Below are 19153 nucleotides of genomic sequence, written 5' to 3'. Positions count from 1 at the left end.
AGATGCAAATCTCAATTATTATTACTTCTGTCGTTGTTGTCAATGTGATTTTCACATCTGCATCGGGAATGGTATAAATATAATTGAAAAACTATATTATAAACCTTCCAAATACTGGAAGGTTTTTTTTTGAATAAAAATTAAAAATAAATTAATACATAATGGAATTAAATAAGTACAGCAAAACCATCACTCAAGATCAAACACAACCTGCGGCGCAAGCCATGTTGTATGGTATTGGTTTAACTGAAGAAGATTTGAAAAAAGCACAAGTAGGTATTGTGAGCATGGGTTACGATGGTAACACCTGCAACATGCACCTGAATGATTTAGCTAAAGATGTTAAAAAAGGTGTTTGGGATTCAGATTTAGTCGGACTTATTTTTAATACCATTGGTGTTAGTGACGGTATTTCAAACGGTACTGAAGGAATGCGTTTTTCACTAGTTTCACGTGATGTAATTGCAGATTCTATTGAGACTGTTATGGGAGCACAATTTTACGACAGTTTAATTGCTATTCCGGGTTGTGATAAAAATATGCCAGGAGCTTTAATAGCAATGGGAAGAGTAAATCGTCCGGCTATTATGGTTTATGGAGGAACGATACATTCTGGAAAATGGAAAGGTGAATCTTTAAATATTGTTTCTGCTTTTGAAGCATTAGGAAAAAAATTCAACAATACAATTTCTCCTGAAGATTATAAAGGTGTTATTCAAAATGCATGTCCGGGAGCTGGTGCTTGTGGCGGAATGTACACTGCAAATACAATGTCTTCTGCAATTGAAGCATTAGGAATGAGTTTACCATACAGCTCTTCAAATCCTGCTTTGAGTGAAGAAAAAAAACAAGAATGTCTGGACGCCGGAAAAGCAATCAGAAATTTATTGGAAAAAGATATCAAGCCAAGAGACATTATGACTCGCAAGGCATTTGAAAATGCTATCACCCTTGTAGCAGTTTTAGGAGGTTCTACAAATGCAGTTATGCACTTAATCGCTATGGCTCATTCAGTTGATATTGAAATTACAATCGATGATTTTCAAAGAATTAGTGATAAAACTCCTGTACTTGCTGACTTAAAACCAAGTGGTAAATACATGATGGAAGATCTGCATGCTGTTGGAGGAGTTCCTGCTGTATTGAAATATTTATTGAAAGAAGGACTTATTCATGGTGATTGTTTAACAGTAACAGGAAAAACAGTTGCTGAAAATTTAGCTTCAGTACCGGATTTACAAGATGGACAAGAGGTAATACATGAAATCCAAAAAGCATTAAAGACAACAGGAAATATTCAAATCTTATATGGTAACCTTGCTTCTGAAGGATGTGTTGCAAAAATAAGTGGAAAAGAAGGTGAGTTTTTTGAAGGACCTGCTGTAATTTTTGAAGGTGAATTTGATGTTATTCCTGGTATTCAGGCCGGAAAAGTAAAACCAGGTGATGTAGTCGTCATCAGGAACTGTGGACCAAAAGGTGGTCCGGGGATGCCTGAGATGCTAAAACCTACATCGGCCATTATTGGAGCTGGACTAGGAAGCAGCGTTGCTCTTATTACAGACGGAAGGTTCTCTGGAGGTTCACATGGATTTGTGGTAGGTCACATTACACCAGAGGCTTATGATGGTGGTGGTATTGCACTTGTAAATGATGGTGATTTAATTGCTATCGACGCTGTGAAAAATACAATCAACCTGAAAATATCTGACGAAGAATTTGCAGCCAGAAAAGCGGCTTGGGTTCAACCACCGTTAAAAGTTTCAAAAGGAGTTTTGCTTAAATATGCAAGATCGGTTTCAAGCGCTTCTACAGGTTGCGTTACCGATAATTAATTTATTAAATAACAATGTCAATTACAATATCAATGACAATAAGAAAAATCGATAGCAATAATAAATAGATCAATTAAGATTGATTCTTGACATTGCGATTGAATTTTGAAATTGATTTTTGATATTGATTTTTGAGAAAAAATATACTATGAAAATATCAGGGGCAGAAGCCGTTATAAGATGTTTATTAGCAGAAGGAGTAGACTTGGTTTATGGATATCCGGGAGGAGCAATCATGCCGGTTTATGACGAATTATATAAATTTCAGGACCAATTACACCATGTTTTAGTACGTCACGAACAAGGTGCAACTCATGCAGCTCAGGGATATGCCAGAGCTACTGGAAAAGTAGGGGTGGCAATTGCTACTTCTGGACCGGGAGCAACAAATTTAGTTACAGGAATTGCAGATGCTCAAATCGATTCAACGCCAATGGTTTGTATTACAGGTCAGGTTGGAAAACATTTATTAGGTTCTGATGCTTTTCAGGAAACTGATATTATCGGAATTTCAACTCCGGTTACCAAATGGAATTATCAGATTACTGAAGCTTCAGAAATTCCTGAAATCATTGCAAAAGCGTTTTATATCGCACGTTCTGGTCGTCCAGGCCCTGTTTTGATTGATATTACTAAAAACGCTCAGTTTGATGAGTTCGAATTTAGTTATGAAAAATGTACAGGAATCAGAAGTTACAATCCTGTTCCTAAATTAAAATTAGATAAAGTAGCAGAAGCTGCTGCTTTGATCAACAATGCTAAAAAACCATTTATTGTTTTTGGTCAGGGAATTATTCTCGGTCAGGCCGAAGAACAACTAAAAGCTTTTATTGAAAAATCAGGCGTACCAGCAGGTTGGACTATTTTAGGACTTTCAGCTTTACCAACAGATCATCCTTTAAACGTTGGGATGTTAGGAATGCATGGAAATTATGGTCCTAATATGTTAACAAACGAATGTGATGTTTTAATTGCATTGGGAATGCGTTTTGATGACCGGGTTACTGGAAAGTTAGCGACTTACGCAAAACAGGCAAAAGTAATTCACTTTGAAATTGATCCTGCTGAAATTGATAAAAACGTAAAAACTGAAGTAGCAGTTTTAGGTGATGTTAAAGAAGCTTTAAATGCAATATTGCCTTTAATTGAAAAAAGATCACACGATTCATGGCATAATGAATTCAAAGAATTGTATAAAATAGAAGTGGAATCTGTTATAAATGAAGAATTAAATCCAACCAATGGTAAAGGTATTTCGATGGGGGAAACCATGGAAATGATCAATAAACACTCAAAAGGTGATGCGATTATCGTTTCAGATGTTGGCCAACACCAAATGTTTGCTTGCCGTTATGCAAAATTTAATTCGACTAAAAGTAATATTACTTCTGGTGGTTTAGGAACCATGGGATTTGCTTTACCAGCTGCTATTGGAGCTAAGATGGGAAGGCCAGATCGTGAAGTGGTAGCTATTATTGGTGATGGTGGATTCCAGATGACCATTCAGGAATTAGGAACTATTTTCCAGACACAAGTGCCGGTAAAAATTGTCATTTTAAATAATGAGTTTTTAGGTATGGTACGTCAATGGCAGGAATTGTTCTTTGATAACAGATATGCTTCAACAAAAATGATCAATCCGAATTTTGTTGCAATCGCTGAAGGATATCATATCAAGTCTAAAAAAGTAACACAAAGAGAAGATTTAGATGCTGCTGTAGCCGAAATGATGGCTTCAAAAGATTCTTATTTCTTAGAGGTTATGGTAGAAAAGGAAAACAATGTTTTTCCAATGATTCCAACAGGAGCTTGTGTTTCTGAAATCAGATTAAGCTAAAAAAAGTTTCAGGTTTCAGGTTTCATGTTCCAAGTTAAGCAAAACTTGAAACATGAAACCTGAAACAAAATAAACTAAAAAAACAAATGGAAGATAAAACATTTACCATATCGGTATACTCAGAAAATAACGTGGGCTTATTGAATAGAATATCAGGAATATTCTTAAAGCGTCACATTAATATATTAAGTTTAAACGTTTCAGAATCAGAGATAGAGAATGTGTCTCGTTTTATTATAGTAGTGGATACAACTGAAAAATGGGTTCAGAATATCGTTGGACAAATAGAAAAACAAATTGAAGTAATAAAAGCATTTTATCATACAGATGAAGAAACTATTTATTTGGAAAATGCTCTATTCAAAATACAGTCAAGTTTGTTGTTTGATGAAAAACAAATTCAGAATATCATTAAAGAAAGCCAATCTACAATTGTGACCGTTTCTCGTGATTTCTTTGTGATTTCAAAATCGGGAAGACGTTCAGAAATTGAAGAATTATATGCCAAATTTAAACCTTACGGTATTATGCAATTTGTGCGTTCAGGCAGAATATCTGTTTCTAAAGAAAAGATGGAAATTTCATCATTGTTAGAAGCTCTTAATTAGTATCAATTATAAATTACATATCATTAAATATTTTAAAAAAAAATGGCAAATTATTTCAACACATTACCACTTAGATTACAATTAGAACAATTAGGAGTTTGTGAATTTATGGAGCAATCTGAATTTGCAGACGGAATCGCAGCATTGGCAGGGAAAAAAGTTGTTATTGTAGGTTGTGGTGCACAAGGATTGAATCAAGGTTTAAACATGAGAGATTCAGGTTTAAACATTTCATATGCATTACGTGCAGATGCAATCGCTGAAAAAAGAGCTTCTTATAAAAATGCTACTGAAAATGGTTTTACTGTAGGTACATATGAAGAATTAATTCCAACTGCAGACTTAGTTTGTAATTTAACTCCGGATAAACAACATACAGCTGTAGTTACGGCTATTATGCCATTAATGAAACAAGGCTCGACTTTGGCATACTCCCACGGATTTAATATTGTTGAAGAGGGAATGCAAATTCGTAAAGATATCACAGTAATTATGTGTGCTCCTAAATGTCCTGGATCTGAGGTTCGTGAAGAATACAAAAGAGGATTTGGTGTACCAACTTTAATTGCAGTTCACCCTGAAAATGATCCAAACGGTTTTGGTTTAGATCAGGCAAAAGCTTACGCTGTAGCAACCGGAGGTCATAAAGCAGGAGTTTTGAAATCATCATTTGTAGCTGAAGTAAAATCAGATTTAATGGGTGAGCAAACTATTCTTTGTGGATTGTTGCAAACGGGATCTATTTTATGTTTTGATAAAATGGTTGAAAAAGGAATCGAACCAGCGTATGCTTCAAAATTAATTCAGTACGGATGGGAAACTATCACTGAAGCTTTGAAACATGGTGGTATCACAAATATGATGGACCGTCTTTCTAACCCTGCAAAAATCGAAGCTTACGAAATTGCTGAAGAATTAAAAGATATCATGCGTCCGTTATTTCAAAAACATCAAGATGATATTATTTCTGGAGAATTCTCAAGAACTATGATGATCGACTGGGCTAATGACGATAAAAATTTATTGACATGGAGAGCTGCAACAGGAGAAACTAATTTCGAAAAAACTCCTCCAACTGATGCTCCAATAGCTGAACAAGAATATTTTGACAATGGAGTTTTAATGATTGCAATGGTAAAAGCTGGAGTTGAATTAGCTTTTGAAACTATGACAGAAGCCGGAATCATTGAAGAATCAGCTTATTATGAGTCATTACACGAATTGCCATTGATTGCAAATACAATTGCAAGAAAGAAATTGTTTGAAATGAACCGCGTTATTTCGGATACAGCTGAATACGGATGTTATTTATTCGATCACGCTTGTAAGCCGTTATTAACTGAATACATGAAAACTGTTGAAACAAATGTAATCGGAAAACCATTTTCAACTTCAAACGGAGTAGATAATGCTATTTTAATTGCGGTTAACAAAGAAATTCGTCAACACCCTATCGAAGAAGTAGGAGCATGGTTGAGAGAATCTATGACAGCAATGAAAAAAATTGGATAATAAATTGGGGAATTACCACACATTCGACTGTGATGGGATTTGCACTGTATCTCTGTTTTATTTAATATTTTGAATTAGTAAGCACTTATTAAGAAAAAAGAATATAGATGCAATATTGCATTCACTTAACTTCTTTAAGCAAGTTAAGTGAGGTAATCCCTTTATAATGGGGTATGTTTAGTAATAGATATACTTGTAGAGATTTCTATTTTAATTAATAAAGCTGCTGCTATTTTCAAAATAAAAATGCAGATTACAAGAAATTAATTGTTATTGAAATTGTTAAAATTAAAAAGGCATGGTATTTATTTATCATGCCTTTTTTGCAATATGTATTTTTACGCGAAAAACTAAAATTTTAAATTATATATATTAAAAGATTGTGTTTTTTTTAATATGTGTTTTTTTTTGTCAAAATTTATGAATTAAATAATTTTAAGAATACGCTGATATTTAATACATTTATAAAAAAATTCCAAAAACATATGAGTTATTATAAAATTGAAAATTTAGAACAATATTTTAAACATTACAATAAGTCAATAAGAGAACCAAGGAAATTCTGGGGAAAAATAGCTGAGGAAAATTTCACTTGGTATCAACAATGGGATAAAGTAGTTGATTTTAATATGGCTGATGCCGAAGTAAAATGGTTTACTGAAGCTAAAGTTAATATTACAAAAAATTGTATCGATAGACATTTAAGTAAAAGAGGAGAAAAAACGGCTATTATTTTTGAACCGAATGATCCTTCTGAAGAAGCTTTGCATATAACATATAACGAACTTTACGAAAGAGTTTCTAAAATGGCGAACGTACTGCGTGATCAGGGCGTGCGTAAAGGAGACAGAGTTTGTATTTATTTACCAATGATTCCGGAATTGGCTGTTGCTGTTTTAGCCTGTGCGAGAATTGGAGCTATTCACTCTGTGATTTTTGCCGGATTTTCAGCTTCTGCAGTTTCTGCCAGAATTAATGATTGCGAATGCAAAATGGTAATCACATCTGATGGTGGTTATAGAGGAAACAAAACTATTGATCTTAAAGGAATTGTAGACGAAGCATTAGATTCTTGTCCATCAGTTTCTAAAGTTTTAGTGGTGAAAAGAACTCAAACTAATATTAAAATGAAAGAAGGTCGTGACGAATGGTTACAGCCTTTATTAGATGCAGCCCTAGATAATAGTGTTGCTGAAATCATGGATGCTGAAGATCCTTTATTTATCTTATATACTTCAGGTTCTACTGGAAAACCAAAAGGAATGGTGCATACCACAGCCGGATATATGGTTTATACAGCGTATACTTTTAAAAATGTTTTTGCTCACGAAGAAAATGATATTTTCTGGTGTACTGCTGATATTGGTTGGATTACCGGACATTCGTACATCTTATACGGACCATTATTAAACGGAGGAACAACTGTAATTTTTGAAGGAGTTCCATCTTACCCTGACTTTAGCCGTTTTTGGGATATTATTGAAAAACATAAAATCACACAATTCTATACAGCGCCAACTGCAATTCGTTCTTTAGCAAAAGAAAGTTTAGATTATATTCAAAAATATCCTCTAAAATCATTAAAAGTTATTGGGTCAGTTGGAGAACCAATCAACGAAGAAGCCTGGCACTGGTTTAATGACCACGTAGGAGATAAAAGATGTCCAGTGGTTGATACATGGTGGCAAACAGAAACAGGTGGAATCATGATTTCGCCAATTGCTTTTGTAACACCAACAAAACCAACTTATGCAACTTTACCATTACCAGGAATTCAGCCTGTTTTGATGGATGAAAAACGCAATGAGATTGAAGGAAACCAAGTAGTTGGAAGTTTATGTATTAAATTTCCATGGCCTGGAATTGCGAGAACTATTTGGGGAGATCACCAACGTTACAAAGACACCTATTTTTCTTCTTTCCCTGGGAAATATTTTACGGGAGATGGAGCTCTTAGAGACGAAGTTGGATATTACAGAATTACCGGTAGAGTAGATGACGTTGTTATTGTTTCTGGTCATAATTTAGGAACAGCCCCTATTGAAGATGCAATTAACGAACATCAGGCTGTAGCAGAATCTGCTATTGTTGGTTTCCCGCATGATATTAAAGGAAATGCTCTTTATGGTTATGTAATCTTAAAAGAAACGGGAGAAGTTAGAAATAAAGAAAACCTGACTAAAGAGATTAATCAATATATTGCAGATCATATTGGACCAATTGCTAAATTAGATAAAATTCAGTTTGTTTCTGGTTTACCAAAAACACGTTCCGGAAAAATTATGCGTAGAATTTTACGTAAAATAGCTGAAGGAGATTTTTCTAATTTTGGAGATACTTCAACATTATTGAATCCTGAGATTGTTGAAGAAATTATGAAAGAAAGAATTTCTTAATTCTGAAATAAATAGAAATAAAATGCCTCTTAAAATTAAGAGGCATTTTTTATATGGTTAGACTTTATTTTATCCCCAATCTTGATTTTAATTTTAAAAACAAAAGCGCAATTCTGTACGCATCTTCGGCAGATGAATTTCGATCGCTTTTTGGAATTTTATATATTTCGCATAAATCATCCAACGAAAACTGTTTGTCATTCACATCCATCAATTTTCTATACATGATATCAACATCCAAAGCTTCATTTTTTATTCTGCCACAATCCAGGCGCTCCAAGGCTGAGTTCAGCATTTCGATATCAAAGTTAATATGATGGCCGACTAAAATTGCATTTCCGAGGAATTTTATAAAAGCTTCTAGTGCATCTGGTTCCGGCATTTTTATCATTTTACTTTCAATGATAAACTCATTTGAAAGTCCGTTATCCTGCAGGTATTTATATTGCAGCAAAACCGATTCAAAATTATCTTTAATTACAATACCGTCGTCAATAACTGAAAATGCTCCTAAAGATAAAATAACATCTTTATCGGGATTTAATCCTGAAGTTTCAGTCGATAAAACCACAAATCTATTGGGTTTTGTTTCGAATTTCGTTAAATAGTCTTTCCAGAAATCCGGATACTCTTTATTGATATTTTTTAACCAGTCTAGCATATATTATGAGAATTGGGTAAGTTGAAATTTACTCTTAATTAATTCCTCAAGATCTTTCATTGGTGTCAAAGCATTTTTCAATTTTTCCTTATCTGTCTTAGACATTTCTCTAAGATTGATGTATTGTCCTGAATCATCATTTTTCAATCCTTCAACAGTTCTAAACTTTGATAATGTTAAAAAAGCTTCAGCACAACTTAAATATATTTCAGCATTTTTAGAGTCGGTTATTGCTAACTGTTTAAATCTTAAATAGGTATTTTTTATTCCTTTTATATTGGCATTCAAAATTAGCAAACGCGCGCCATCAATCAAAGGCATTAATGCACGGGTTTTAATGTCAAATTTTGTTTTGTGCGGACCTTCTTCTTCTACAATGAATTTTTTGAAGAAACTTAAAGGAGAATTTTTCTTTAAGGCATCGTTTCCTAAAAAGTCAAAGAATAAAGTATTATTTACAGCATTTTTGAAAATAACGTTTTCAATTACTTCCTCAATTTTTGGCTCTCCAAAAACGATCTCGTAATCAAAGAAAATACTACTCAGGTCATTACTATTTTCACCTGGAGTATTCATCCAACTGTTGTATTGTTTTGTCCAGTCAGTCAAAGACTTACACCATAACATATTACTTCCCATATGACCATTTGGGCAATATTCATAACCCACTTTTTCTAATATAGCCGTTGCTCTTTTAGCCAGTCTTAAAAAATAATCTTTTGTTTCTCTGTATTTCTCAGGTGTAACATCTTCAAATATTAAAATACTATCCTGATCTGTTAATAAAAGTTGCTCTTTACGTCCTTGGCTACCTATACTTAACCATGCAAATCGAGCAGGAGGTGAGCCTAAGTCTAAAATTGATAACTCAACGGCGCGTTTAATTATAGCAAGATTAATTTCACTGGCAATATTACTAATATGTGAAATTGGAATATTTTTCTGAATAGAATTCTGAATCAAATCAGACAAACGATCACGAATTTGTTTTAAGTCCTTCGGAAGCTGTGAACGTTTAATTTCTTTTATCAAAACACCAGGATTACTGGCTTGAGCAACAATTAGATCGTGCTCAGAAATAATTCCTTTAACAGCAGATTTACTTGTACCGTCTTTAGTAACACATAAGTGCGTTACGTTGTGTTTTAGCATTAATAACTGAGCTTCGGCAAGTGACACATTTTCAATTACGGTAACCACTGGCGAAGACATGATTTTATCAATCGTTTCAGTAATAGGATAGCGCCCTGTAGCAATTTTAGATGATAAATCTGTAGCAGTAACAATCCCAATTGGTTTGTTTTTCTCGCATACAATGATATTATCAACCATGGCCTCAGTCATTAAAATAGCAACATCTTTAACAATATGATTTGCTTCAGTTGTTAAAGGTGAATTGTTATAGCTAAGTGACTGTATATATTGCATTTCTGATCCCTGATCTACATAAAAAGAGGTGTCAGAAATTACTTTTCCATTAGAATTTACACTGTCTTTAGTGTGTCTTGAATTTACAGCAAAACTTTCTAGTAAAAAATTTAAAACATCAGAATTATTAGCCACAAAAGGTCTGAAAACAGCGATCGGAATAGCGTAAATAATACTTTCTTCACGTGCTTTCGCAGTCATCATATAATTATTTTTGGCAAAAAATGGTCTTAAACCAAAAATATCTCCTTCATGGCATTTATTGATAATTGTTTCCTCGGCATCCGCAATTGTAGTTAAATTAATGACACCAGACGCCACAACATAAAAACTATCATGAAGCGCGTCATTGTTTTGAAACAATACGGTATGTTTTTCTAAATTGATAACTCGGATATTGATTGCAATATCAGATAATTCCTGAAAAGTCAAATTATCAAATGGCGGGTATTCTTTTAAAAAATCGGCAATATGCTCAGCAATTGTATTCATATGTTTTGATAATTTTTTTAAAGTATCGAATGTAAAAATAATAAAATAAACTCTTACAATGAAAGCATCTTTATCAGAATGTAATTATTTTAAAGAAATGTTAAAATTTACAGTTTTATAAGCTTTAAAATGATTTTTTATTGATTAATATCTTTATTATTTAACTTTCGTTTTACCGCAAAGCTTTTAATAACAGTAAATTATTAAATAGAAGCAGAATTTAAAGTGTTAGATTTAATTTTATTTATACTATTTTGCTATTTGTTGTACGCGGAGTAAATAAAGTAACTGCCAGGTATAATTGAAGAGGGATATGTTTTTAAGAATTTTCTATTTTACATAATATAAATTATAGGTCATTCTGCATATGCTTTAAATTTGGCTGTCAACACTTTATTGTTCCTTGATTCTAATCTATCTAAGCGAACTTATTCAGATAGCTTTGTCAGAATTGTTTCATCTGGTACTAAATCAGAACCGCCTCTTTTGATAAATTGTAAAAGATTCTCGTTTGCAAATAATACTGCATTTGTTGACTGACCATTTTCAGCTTTAATTTTTATCTGCGCTTTTTCCCCAAGAACATATACATAACCAGTAACATCCATAACACCAGAATTTAATTCTGCATTATCACTTATAATTTCTGCAGTTCCCACAATCTTGTTATTAGATTGCGCTATAGTAATTTTAAAAATATATTTTTTGCTACAGTCCTTACAATTTTCATTGATCCAGGTTCCTGTAAACAGATTTGTTTGTGCATATGTTGAAAAAGAAACAAATAATAACAATAAGACGATTTTTTTCATTTTGAGAAAATTTTGACATTTATTTTGTGACTCAAATATAAATTAAAAAAGCATCACAAACGTGATGCTTTTTTCTATCAAAAAGGATAGTTTAATATACATTTCAGAATTAAATTTTTGTTTGGTAAACAGCTTTACCATTTAACGAAACTTCAACTTCTCCGGTTTTTTCAGTAAATGTTGTTCTTAAAACACTCCCTTTAAAAAGAGAAACATCTCCGTAAACTTTTCCGTTTTCATCTGAAACATATTCGAACAATACTTTTTTATTATCAGGTTCAATTCCAATTTTATAACTGGAAAATTTGGTTCCTTTTAATTTAAATTCTTGTTGTGAATCAATTATTTTTCCGTCAGCATAAAAATTAGTGACTGTTTTACTCAATGTAATGTCCGGATAAAATTCGTTTACTTTTTGAAGCAAAGCATATTGTGCTGCGTTTGCATCTTCTTGTTTAGATGTAATGGTTTGAGCAAATGAAATGGTTGTTGTGATAAAGGCTAATAGTAAAATGTACTTTTTCATGTTTTTTATTTTAGATTAATCGTTTTCAAAACACTTTTGAAAGCCGAATATGCAGAAAAACCAGTCTTTTTAAGATATAAAGAGTTTCTCTACCTAACAAGGTACTAAATATTTACCTTTGCCGAAAATAAAAAGCAATCTTTTAAGAAAATGACAACAAAGAAATATATACAACTAATTCTTATTTTAGGTTCATTGACAGCGCTTGGTCCTTTTTCAATTGACATGTATTTACCTGGTTTTTCGGGTATTGCAAAAGATTTACACACAACTGTAGCAAAAGTTTCGATGAGTTTGTCAAGTTATTTTATTGGAATCTCTGCCGGGCAATTACTATACGGACCTTTGTTAGACCGTTTTGGACGAAAAAAACCTTTATTTATGGGTTTGATGGTTTATATTTTAGCTTCACTCGGCTGTGTTTATGTAACTGATATAGACACTTTTATCGGATTACGTTTTATTCAGGCTATTGGTAGTTGTGCTGCAACAGTAGCTTCTGTGGCAATGGTTCGTGATTTATTTCCGGTGAAAGATATTCCGAAAGTTTTTTCCTTATTAATGCTTGTTCTTGGGCTTTCGCCGATGTTAGCGCCAACAATTGGTGGTTATGTAACTGAAGATTACGGCTGGCATACCGTGTTTTTTATTTTGATGTGTATGGGAGTTGCTATTTTAATCGCCTCACAGATTGGTTTGCCAAATAGTTATAAACCAGATACTAGTATTTCATTAAAACCAAAGCCAATTATTTCTAATTTCCTAAAAGTGTTGAAAGAACCACAATTTTATACTTACGCTTTTACTGGTTCTATAGCATTTTCCGGGTTATTTACATACGTAGCGGCCTCTCCTATAGTTTTTATGGACATTTATCATGTTGATGCCAAAACATACGGTTGGATTTTTGCTTTTATGTCTGTAAGTTTTATTGGTTCTAGTCAATTAAATTCGGTTTTGTTAAGGAAATTTTCTAGTGAACAAATGATTTTTGCAGCACTAATTTCTCAGTCTGTAATTAGTATTATCTTCTTAATACTGGCACTAAACGATCTTTTGGGCTTATATCAAACAATAACAATGTTATTTTTATTTCTAGGCTGCTTAGGAATCTCAAACCCAAATACGGCCGGACTTACAATGGCTCCCTTTGCTAAAAATGCAGGAAGTGCTTCAGCCTTGATGGGTGCAATTCAACTAGGTTTGGGCGCGCTGGCTTCTTTTGCTGTCGGAGTTTTTGTGAAAGATTCTGTTGCTCCAATGGTTCTCATTATGACCGTAACAACTTTGATTGCCCTTGTTGTTTTGAACGTTGGTAAACGATTTATCAAGGAACAGGTAGCGGTAGATACTGAAAATGAAATATCCGTTAGGCATTGATATTTTGAATATTTAAAATACTGTTTTTAAGTGATTTAGTGTTGTTTATTTCGTAATTTTATACTGCTTAAAATTAAATGGAACCCAGAAACCATTTTGAAAAACGGGGCGAAACCGAAAAGCCACACGAGTAGGAAAATAAACTTTTAATTATTATGCCTAAATATGTTATTGAAAGGGAAATCCCAAATGCCGGTAAACTTACATCTGATCAGTTAAAAAGTATTTCGCAAGCCTCATGTGGTGTACTTAATCAATTAGGAACTCAAATTCAATGGGTAAACAGTTATATTACAAGCGATAAACTGTATTGTATATACATTGCTCCAAATGAAGAAATGGTTTATGAACATGCCAATTCAGTTAGTGAGGTTTTTGGTATTATAGATCCAACGACCGCCGAATAATAAAAAAGCCAGAATTTATTCTGGCTTTTTTATATAATTTAGATTTATCATTCAATTTGTTGTTTTTTATCAGGTCTGATAATCATTCTTAGAGATTGATCTCTGGCGAAATAAGCGATCATCCAGTTCCAAAAAGTCTTTAATCTGTTTCTATAAGTTATTAGCGAAATTAAATGAATAAACAACCAAATAATCCAGGCAAAAAAACCATTAAAATGCCATTTAGGATTTGGTAAATCAACTACAGCTTTATTTTTTCCGATAATAGCCATTGAGCCTTTATCATTGTAAACAAAAGGTTTAAGAGGTTTGCTCTGAGCCATTGCTTTAAAGTTTTTTGCCAAATTTAATCCTTGCTGAATAGCAACCTGAGCCACCTGCGGATGTCCGTCAGGGAAATTTTTATCTCCGGCTAAGATAGCAGTATCACCAATAGCATAAATATTCTGAAGCCCGTTTACCTTACTATATTGATCAGTTGCCATACGTCTTCCGCGACCATAACTTTCTTTCGGAATTCCTTCAAAAAGTTTGGCAGAAACTCCTGCTGCCCAAATTAAATTTTTGGTTTTGATGGTTTCTCCGTTTTCAAAAAACACAGTATCATCAACATAATCTGTAACGCGAGTATGAAGTTTAACTACAACGCCCAATTTTGTAAGTGCCTCTAATGTATCTTTTTGAGAAGCTTCGCTCATTGGTGATAACAATGCATCACCTCCATCTACCAAATAAACATTACTGGCTGACGTTTCTAATTCCGGGTATTCTTTCAGTAAAATATTTTTTCGCATTTCTGCAAACATTCCGGAAACTTCTACTCCTGTAGGCCCTCCTCCTGCGACAACAATCGTTAATAATTTACGGCGTTTGCGTATATCTTTGGTAATTGCGGCTTTCTCAAGGTTTTTAAGTAATGCATTACGCATTTCGATGGCATCATTTAAGGTTTTCATCGGAATGGCGTTTTTCATCACGTTTTCCATGCCAAAGTAGCTTGTTTCAGCTCCCGTAGCAAAAACCAAATGATCATAGGTCAATTCTCCATTGTTGAGAATTATTTTATTTTCTTCAGGAACAACAGAAAGTAATTCTCCTAAACGAAATTGCAGATTCTTTTTGCCTGCAAAAAATTTTCTGAAAGGATAACTGATACTTGAAGGTTCTAAAAATGCCGTAGCAACCTGGTATATAAGTGGTGGGAAAAAGTTATAATTGTTTTTGTCTACAAGGGTTACTTGTATTTGTGGGTGGTTTACAAGCTCTTTTGCGAGATTGATTCCTGCAAAACCACCTCCTATAATTACTATGTTCATATATGTTGTTATTAAGTAGGCCTCTATGAATAAAACTATTTCTGCTTATAGCAGTTGTATAAATTTAACATTATAATTCCACATACAAAAACCAATTTTAAGATTTATGTTAAATATTTTCAGAATTAATTATCCAATTTTAGTTTCATCATAAGGTCGGTTTGCTCATCATTTCCTAGCTTAAAAATATGTTTGTCAAATTCAACAAAACCATTTTTTCTATAAAAACTTAATGCTCTAAGATTTTCCTCCCAGACACCCAGCCATACATATTCACTATTTTTTTGTTTTGCTATTTCGATAGCTTTGTCATAAAGCAATTGTCCGATTTTTTTTCCATGAAATTCTTTTGAAACATAGATTCTTTCGATTTCAAGAGTTTTATCGTTTTTTAATTCGGTTTGAGAGGATCCGAAATTAATTTTCAAATATCCGATTACTTCATTATTAAGGGTTGCGAAGTAAAATTCAGAGTTTTCATCTGTAAGTTCAGCTGTAAGCTTTTCATATGAAAACCCTCTTTCCAGATAATTTTTCATATTTTCTTCAGAATTTGCTTCTGAAAATGTTTCATAAAAAGTTTGTCGCCCGATTTTTTGTAATTGGTCAATCTCGTTTAGGGATATTTTTTTTATTTGGATATTTTCTGCCATTGTCAAATTGTATTTTTATAATTCAAATTTTCATTTGCTTATAAAAATACAACATAAATCAGCTAAATCAATGGCTTCAAATATTACTTTTTGAATTTTTTAACAGGCTTTTCTGTTACTTCAACTTTGTTTTGTAAAACGTAATTTGCCATTAATTTCTCTATCAATTCATCTTTGGTAAGATGATGAAAAACGGTTTTTACTTTTGTTTTTAAATCAGCTGAAATATCGTGATTTGGCTTTGTTTTGAAGATTTGCTTCGCCCATAAAAGCGTATTGTTTTCTTCTAAACTTATTACTGATGGTTTTTGAAATTTGGTAAATTTAATTCCTAATTCTTTTTCAAATTCCGGAATTTCAATTACTTCTTCCTCCTGCAAAACGGTTAAAGAAAGCCCCTTTGCTCCTGCCCTTGCCGTTCTTCCACTTCTGTGAACGTAAGTTTCGTAAGTGTCCGGCAAATGATAATTGACCACATAAGAGATCTCTTTTACGTCAATTCCCCTTGCAGCTAAATCGGTTGCAACTAAAATATTGATGTGTCCTTCACGAAATTGCTCCATAATTCTGTCACGAATTCCCTGAGACAAGCTTCCATGAAGTGCTCCTGAAGAAAAACGGTTTATGGCCAGATTTTTAGCTAATTTATTGACTGCAGCTTTGGTTTTACAGAAAATAATTCCGCGTTCTCCTTCTTTAGAATTTAAAAAGTGCATCAAAACATCTAATTTTTCAATCGGGTCAACTACAATATATTCATGATCTATTCCTTGGTTACCAACAGTTTCCATATTGGCACTTACCTGAACTACATTTTTATTTAAGTAATTCTGAATCAGTTGTTTTATTGTTCCAGGCAAAGTTGCTGAAAATAATAAAGTGCGATGTTTTTTAGGAAGTTCGGCTACAATTTCGTCCAAACTTTCTTTTAGGATAGAAACCATTTCATCGGCTTCATCTAAAACTAAATACTGAGTTTGTTTTAAGTCAATTGCTTTACGCTGAATTAAATCAATTAAACGCCCTGGTGTTGCCACAACAATTTGTGTTGGCTGTGTTAGACGTTCAATTTGTGGTTTTATTGGGATTCCACCACAAGTTGAAGCTATAGATATATTTGGAATATGTTTTCCAAAATCTTCTAAATTTCTAAATATTTGTTGTCCAAGTTCTCTTGTCGGAACTAAAATTATAGCTTGAACTGTTGCTATTTCGGTATTAATTAACTGCAATAATGGCAATCCAAAGGCAGCTGTTTTTCCGGTTCCTGTTTTGGCTAAACCAACTACATCGTGCGTTTCAGACAGTAAAAGCGGAATTGTTTTTTGTTGAATTTCTGTCGGTTCAACAATGTTTAATTCGCTTAATGCTTTTAATATTGGTGCTGAAACTCCTAATGCTGAGAATTGTTTAGACATAACTTGTATTTTAGAGTTCTGATTTTAGATTTTAGATTTCTGCCACAGATTACTCAGATTAAAATGATTTTATAGAATCTTCGATTCTTTTTATCATTTCGACGAAGGAGAAATCACATAATCCTTAGCATGCAATGCGATGCTTTGTAATATGATTTCTCCTTTTTCAAAATGATAGTCTTTTGAAACTTTTAACTTTTTGCAGTTAACATTTAATTTAAAAAATCAATCCGGTTCGTTCATGATTTTTTCACGGTATTTTTTACCGATTAATAAAACCATTTTCAATTTATAATCGTCAACCAGCCATTCGCGGTAGTTTTTACTGCATTGACTCAAACATTTTGCGTAACGTTTGATTCGGCATTCGATATCGTCGTCAAGCTCTTTTCCTAATGATTTTGCTTCTTGTAATGTTTCAGTATTGTCTACGCACATTGCAGCATGCTGCTCTAGTGATTTGTCTAATACTACTTTAGAACGTAAATTCTGTTTGATGATTAATTTATGTTCCTCATCAACATCAAAAGTAACATCGGCAGTTTTACTGAATTTTGCACGTAATTCCGGAGGCATACTATATTTGAAATACAATTCAATTTCAGTGTCATCACGCAGATTTTCCAAATAAAATTCAGGTGATTTAAAGATATGTTGCCAGTTAACCGGCTCACTCCACAATCCAAAACGCGCGGCATTATTACCTAAATCGATAACCGTAAATTCGTCTTTACCAGGTAATTTACGAGATCCACGACCGATCATCTGGTAGTATAACGTTAAGGATTTTGTTGCTCTGTTTAAGATAATGGTCTCAACAGTTGGCTCATCAAAACCGGTAGTTAAAATTCCTACTGATGTTAAAATCGCATCCGGAGTTTTCTTAAACCATGCTAAAATATCTTTACGTTCTTCTGAACTACTTGTGTTATCAAGGTGTCTAATGTCGTAACCCGCTTCTCTAAACGTTTCATATACATATAATGAAGTATGAATACCGTTGTTGAAAATCAAGGTTTTTTTACCCAAAGAACGTTCTGTATAAGCATGTAACAGTTTTTCCTGCATAATTGTATTGGTATACAAATCATCAGAAGATTTTACGGTATAATCTCCGTTGATACCCACTTTTAATGAAGTTAAACCAACATCATAACTGTAAGTTGTAGCGCGTGCAAGGAATCCTTTGTCAATCAACGAACTAATTGTATCTCCTACAATAAGTTCGTCGTAACTCTGATGCATTGGTAATTTTATATTTGAACTCAAAGGTGTTGCTGTTACTCCAAGAATAAAAGCGTTTTTGAATGAGTTTAATAATTTTCTAAATGAATTGTAATGTGCCTCATCAATAATCACCAAACCAATGTTATCAAGATGTAATTTCTCGTCATTGATACGATTTTTTAAAGTTTCAACCATCGCCACGAAACAAGAATAATCGTTTTGATCAGGCAATTCTTTTACTTTACTATTGATTATTTTGTTGCTGACACCAAACCCTTTAAGCATTTTTGAAGTTTGCTTACAAAGTTCTATACGGTGTGTTAATACAACCACTTTTTTGTCATTATGAGCTAAATAACGACGAACGATTTCAGAAAAAATTACAGTTTTTCCTCCACCGGTAGGTAATTGGTACAATAGATGATGTTGAGCAGGAGCATTATCTAAACGTTCAAAAATAGCGTCAATATCGCCTTTTTGATATGCATAAAGTTCTTTTTTCTCTTCTCTTTCTATTTCTAAAGTGTTTTGAGACATTGTTTATTTTTGGATTTTTGCAAAAATACACCTAAAAAACAGTTATTCATCTTATTTTAACCTAAAATAAATGTTTTTTTTAAATAAGATTTTTTATGAGAAGTGTTT

General features: G+C 33.0%; 15 protein-coding genes. 7 read left to right on the top strand and 8 right to left on the bottom strand.

The features are described from left to right. Positions 1-161 precede the first annotated feature (161 nt). From ilvD to acs, 5 genes are all read left to right on the top strand, one after another. Positions 162-1835, top strand: coding sequence for a dihydroxy-acid dehydratase (gene ilvD / locus IHE43_RS14310; RefSeq protein WP_192184516.1), 1674 nt, complete (start codon positions 162-164; stop codon positions 1833-1835). Between the two features lie 148 nt (positions 1836-1983). Beyond that, positions 1984-3672: a biosynthetic-type acetolactate synthase large subunit gene (gene ilvB / locus IHE43_RS14305; protein WP_192184515.1), complete on the top strand. Its 1689-nt coding sequence runs from the start codon at positions 1984-1986 to the stop codon at positions 3670-3672. Between the two features lie 86 nt (positions 3673-3758). Then, complete coding sequence (gene ilvN, locus IHE43_RS14300; RefSeq protein WP_056191322.1) at positions 3759-4280, top strand: acetolactate synthase small subunit; 522 nt, start codon at positions 3759-3761, stop codon at positions 4278-4280. 42 nt (positions 4281-4322) lie between these two features. Next, entirely contained in the window at positions 4323-5792 is a 1470-nt protein-coding gene (gene ilvC / locus IHE43_RS14295) for a ketol-acid reductoisomerase (protein WP_192184514.1), read from the top strand. A gap of 485 nt (positions 5793-6277) precedes the next feature. After that, positions 6278-8188: an acetate--CoA ligase gene (gene acs, locus IHE43_RS14290; RefSeq protein ID WP_192184513.1), complete on the top strand. Its 1911-nt coding sequence runs from the start codon at positions 6278-6280 to the stop codon at positions 8186-8188. Between the two features lie 64 nt (positions 8189-8252). Here acs and IHE43_RS14285 read toward each other — a convergent pair whose 3' ends face one another. The 4 genes from IHE43_RS14285 to IHE43_RS14270 form a co-directional block, all read right to left on the bottom strand. After that, positions 8253-8849, bottom strand: coding sequence for a PolC-type DNA polymerase III (locus IHE43_RS14285; protein WP_192184512.1), 597 nt, complete (start codon positions 8847-8849; stop codon positions 8253-8255). A gap of 3 nt (positions 8850-8852) precedes the next feature. After that, positions 8853-10769: a DUF294 nucleotidyltransferase-like domain-containing protein gene (locus tag IHE43_RS14280; RefSeq protein WP_192184511.1), complete on the bottom strand. Its 1917-nt coding sequence runs from the start codon at positions 10767-10769 to the stop codon at positions 8853-8855. Between the two features lie 428 nt (positions 10770-11197). Continuing rightward, the gene (locus IHE43_RS14275; protein WP_192184510.1) at positions 11198-11581 is read right to left on the bottom strand and encodes a hypothetical protein; all 384 of its coding nucleotides are present in this window, start codon (positions 11579-11581) and stop codon (positions 11198-11200) included. Positions 11582-11690: 109 nt separating this feature from the next. Further along, a complete protein-coding gene (locus IHE43_RS14270; RefSeq protein WP_192184509.1) occupies positions 11691-12107 on the bottom strand; it encodes a hypothetical protein in 417 nt (138 codons plus the stop codon). A 150-nt stretch (positions 12108-12257) separates the two neighbouring features. On the opposite strand from IHE43_RS14270, the gene IHE43_RS14265 reads away from it, so the two are divergent. Together IHE43_RS14265 and IHE43_RS14260 are read left to right on the top strand one after the other, a co-directional pair. Further along, positions 12258-13487, top strand: a complete 1230-nt coding sequence (locus IHE43_RS14265; RefSeq protein WP_192184508.1) for a multidrug effflux MFS transporter — start codon at positions 12258-12260, stop codon at positions 13485-13487. Positions 13488-13642: 155 nt separating this feature from the next. Then, a complete protein-coding gene (locus IHE43_RS14260) occupies positions 13643-13894 on the top strand; it encodes a DUF4242 domain-containing protein (protein ID WP_192184507.1) in 252 nt (83 codons plus the stop codon). A 47-nt stretch (positions 13895-13941) separates the two neighbouring features. On the opposite strand, the gene IHE43_RS14255 is transcribed toward IHE43_RS14260, so the two are convergent. The 4 genes from IHE43_RS14255 to IHE43_RS14240 form a co-directional block, all read right to left on the bottom strand. Continuing rightward, positions 13942-15210 carry an NAD(P)/FAD-dependent oxidoreductase gene (locus IHE43_RS14255; RefSeq protein WP_192184506.1) on the bottom strand — a complete coding sequence of 423 codons (1269 nt, stop codon included), beginning with the start codon at positions 15208-15210 and terminating at the stop codon, positions 13942-13944. 125 nt (positions 15211-15335) lie between these two features. Continuing rightward, positions 15336-15863 (bottom strand): GNAT family N-acetyltransferase, encoded by a 528-nt coding sequence (locus IHE43_RS14250; protein ID WP_192184505.1) that lies wholly within the window; start codon positions 15861-15863, stop codon positions 15336-15338. Between the two features lie 83 nt (positions 15864-15946). Beyond that, positions 15947-17281 carry a DEAD/DEAH box helicase gene (locus IHE43_RS14245; protein ID WP_192184504.1) on the bottom strand — a complete coding sequence of 445 codons (1335 nt, stop codon included), beginning with the start codon at positions 17279-17281 and terminating at the stop codon, positions 15947-15949. Positions 17282-17506: 225 nt separating this feature from the next. Continuing rightward, positions 17507-19045 carry a DEAD/DEAH box helicase gene (locus tag IHE43_RS14240; RefSeq protein WP_192184503.1) on the bottom strand — a complete coding sequence of 513 codons (1539 nt, stop codon included), beginning with the start codon at positions 19043-19045 and terminating at the stop codon, positions 17507-17509. Positions 19046-19153 lie beyond the last annotated feature (108 nt).

The organism is Flavobacterium sp. MDT1-60 (genome assembly GCF_014844035.1).
Classification (GTDB): domain Bacteria; phylum Bacteroidota; class Bacteroidia; order Flavobacteriales; family Flavobacteriaceae; genus Flavobacterium.
This window is presented reverse-complemented; position numbering and strand designations above follow the sequence as displayed.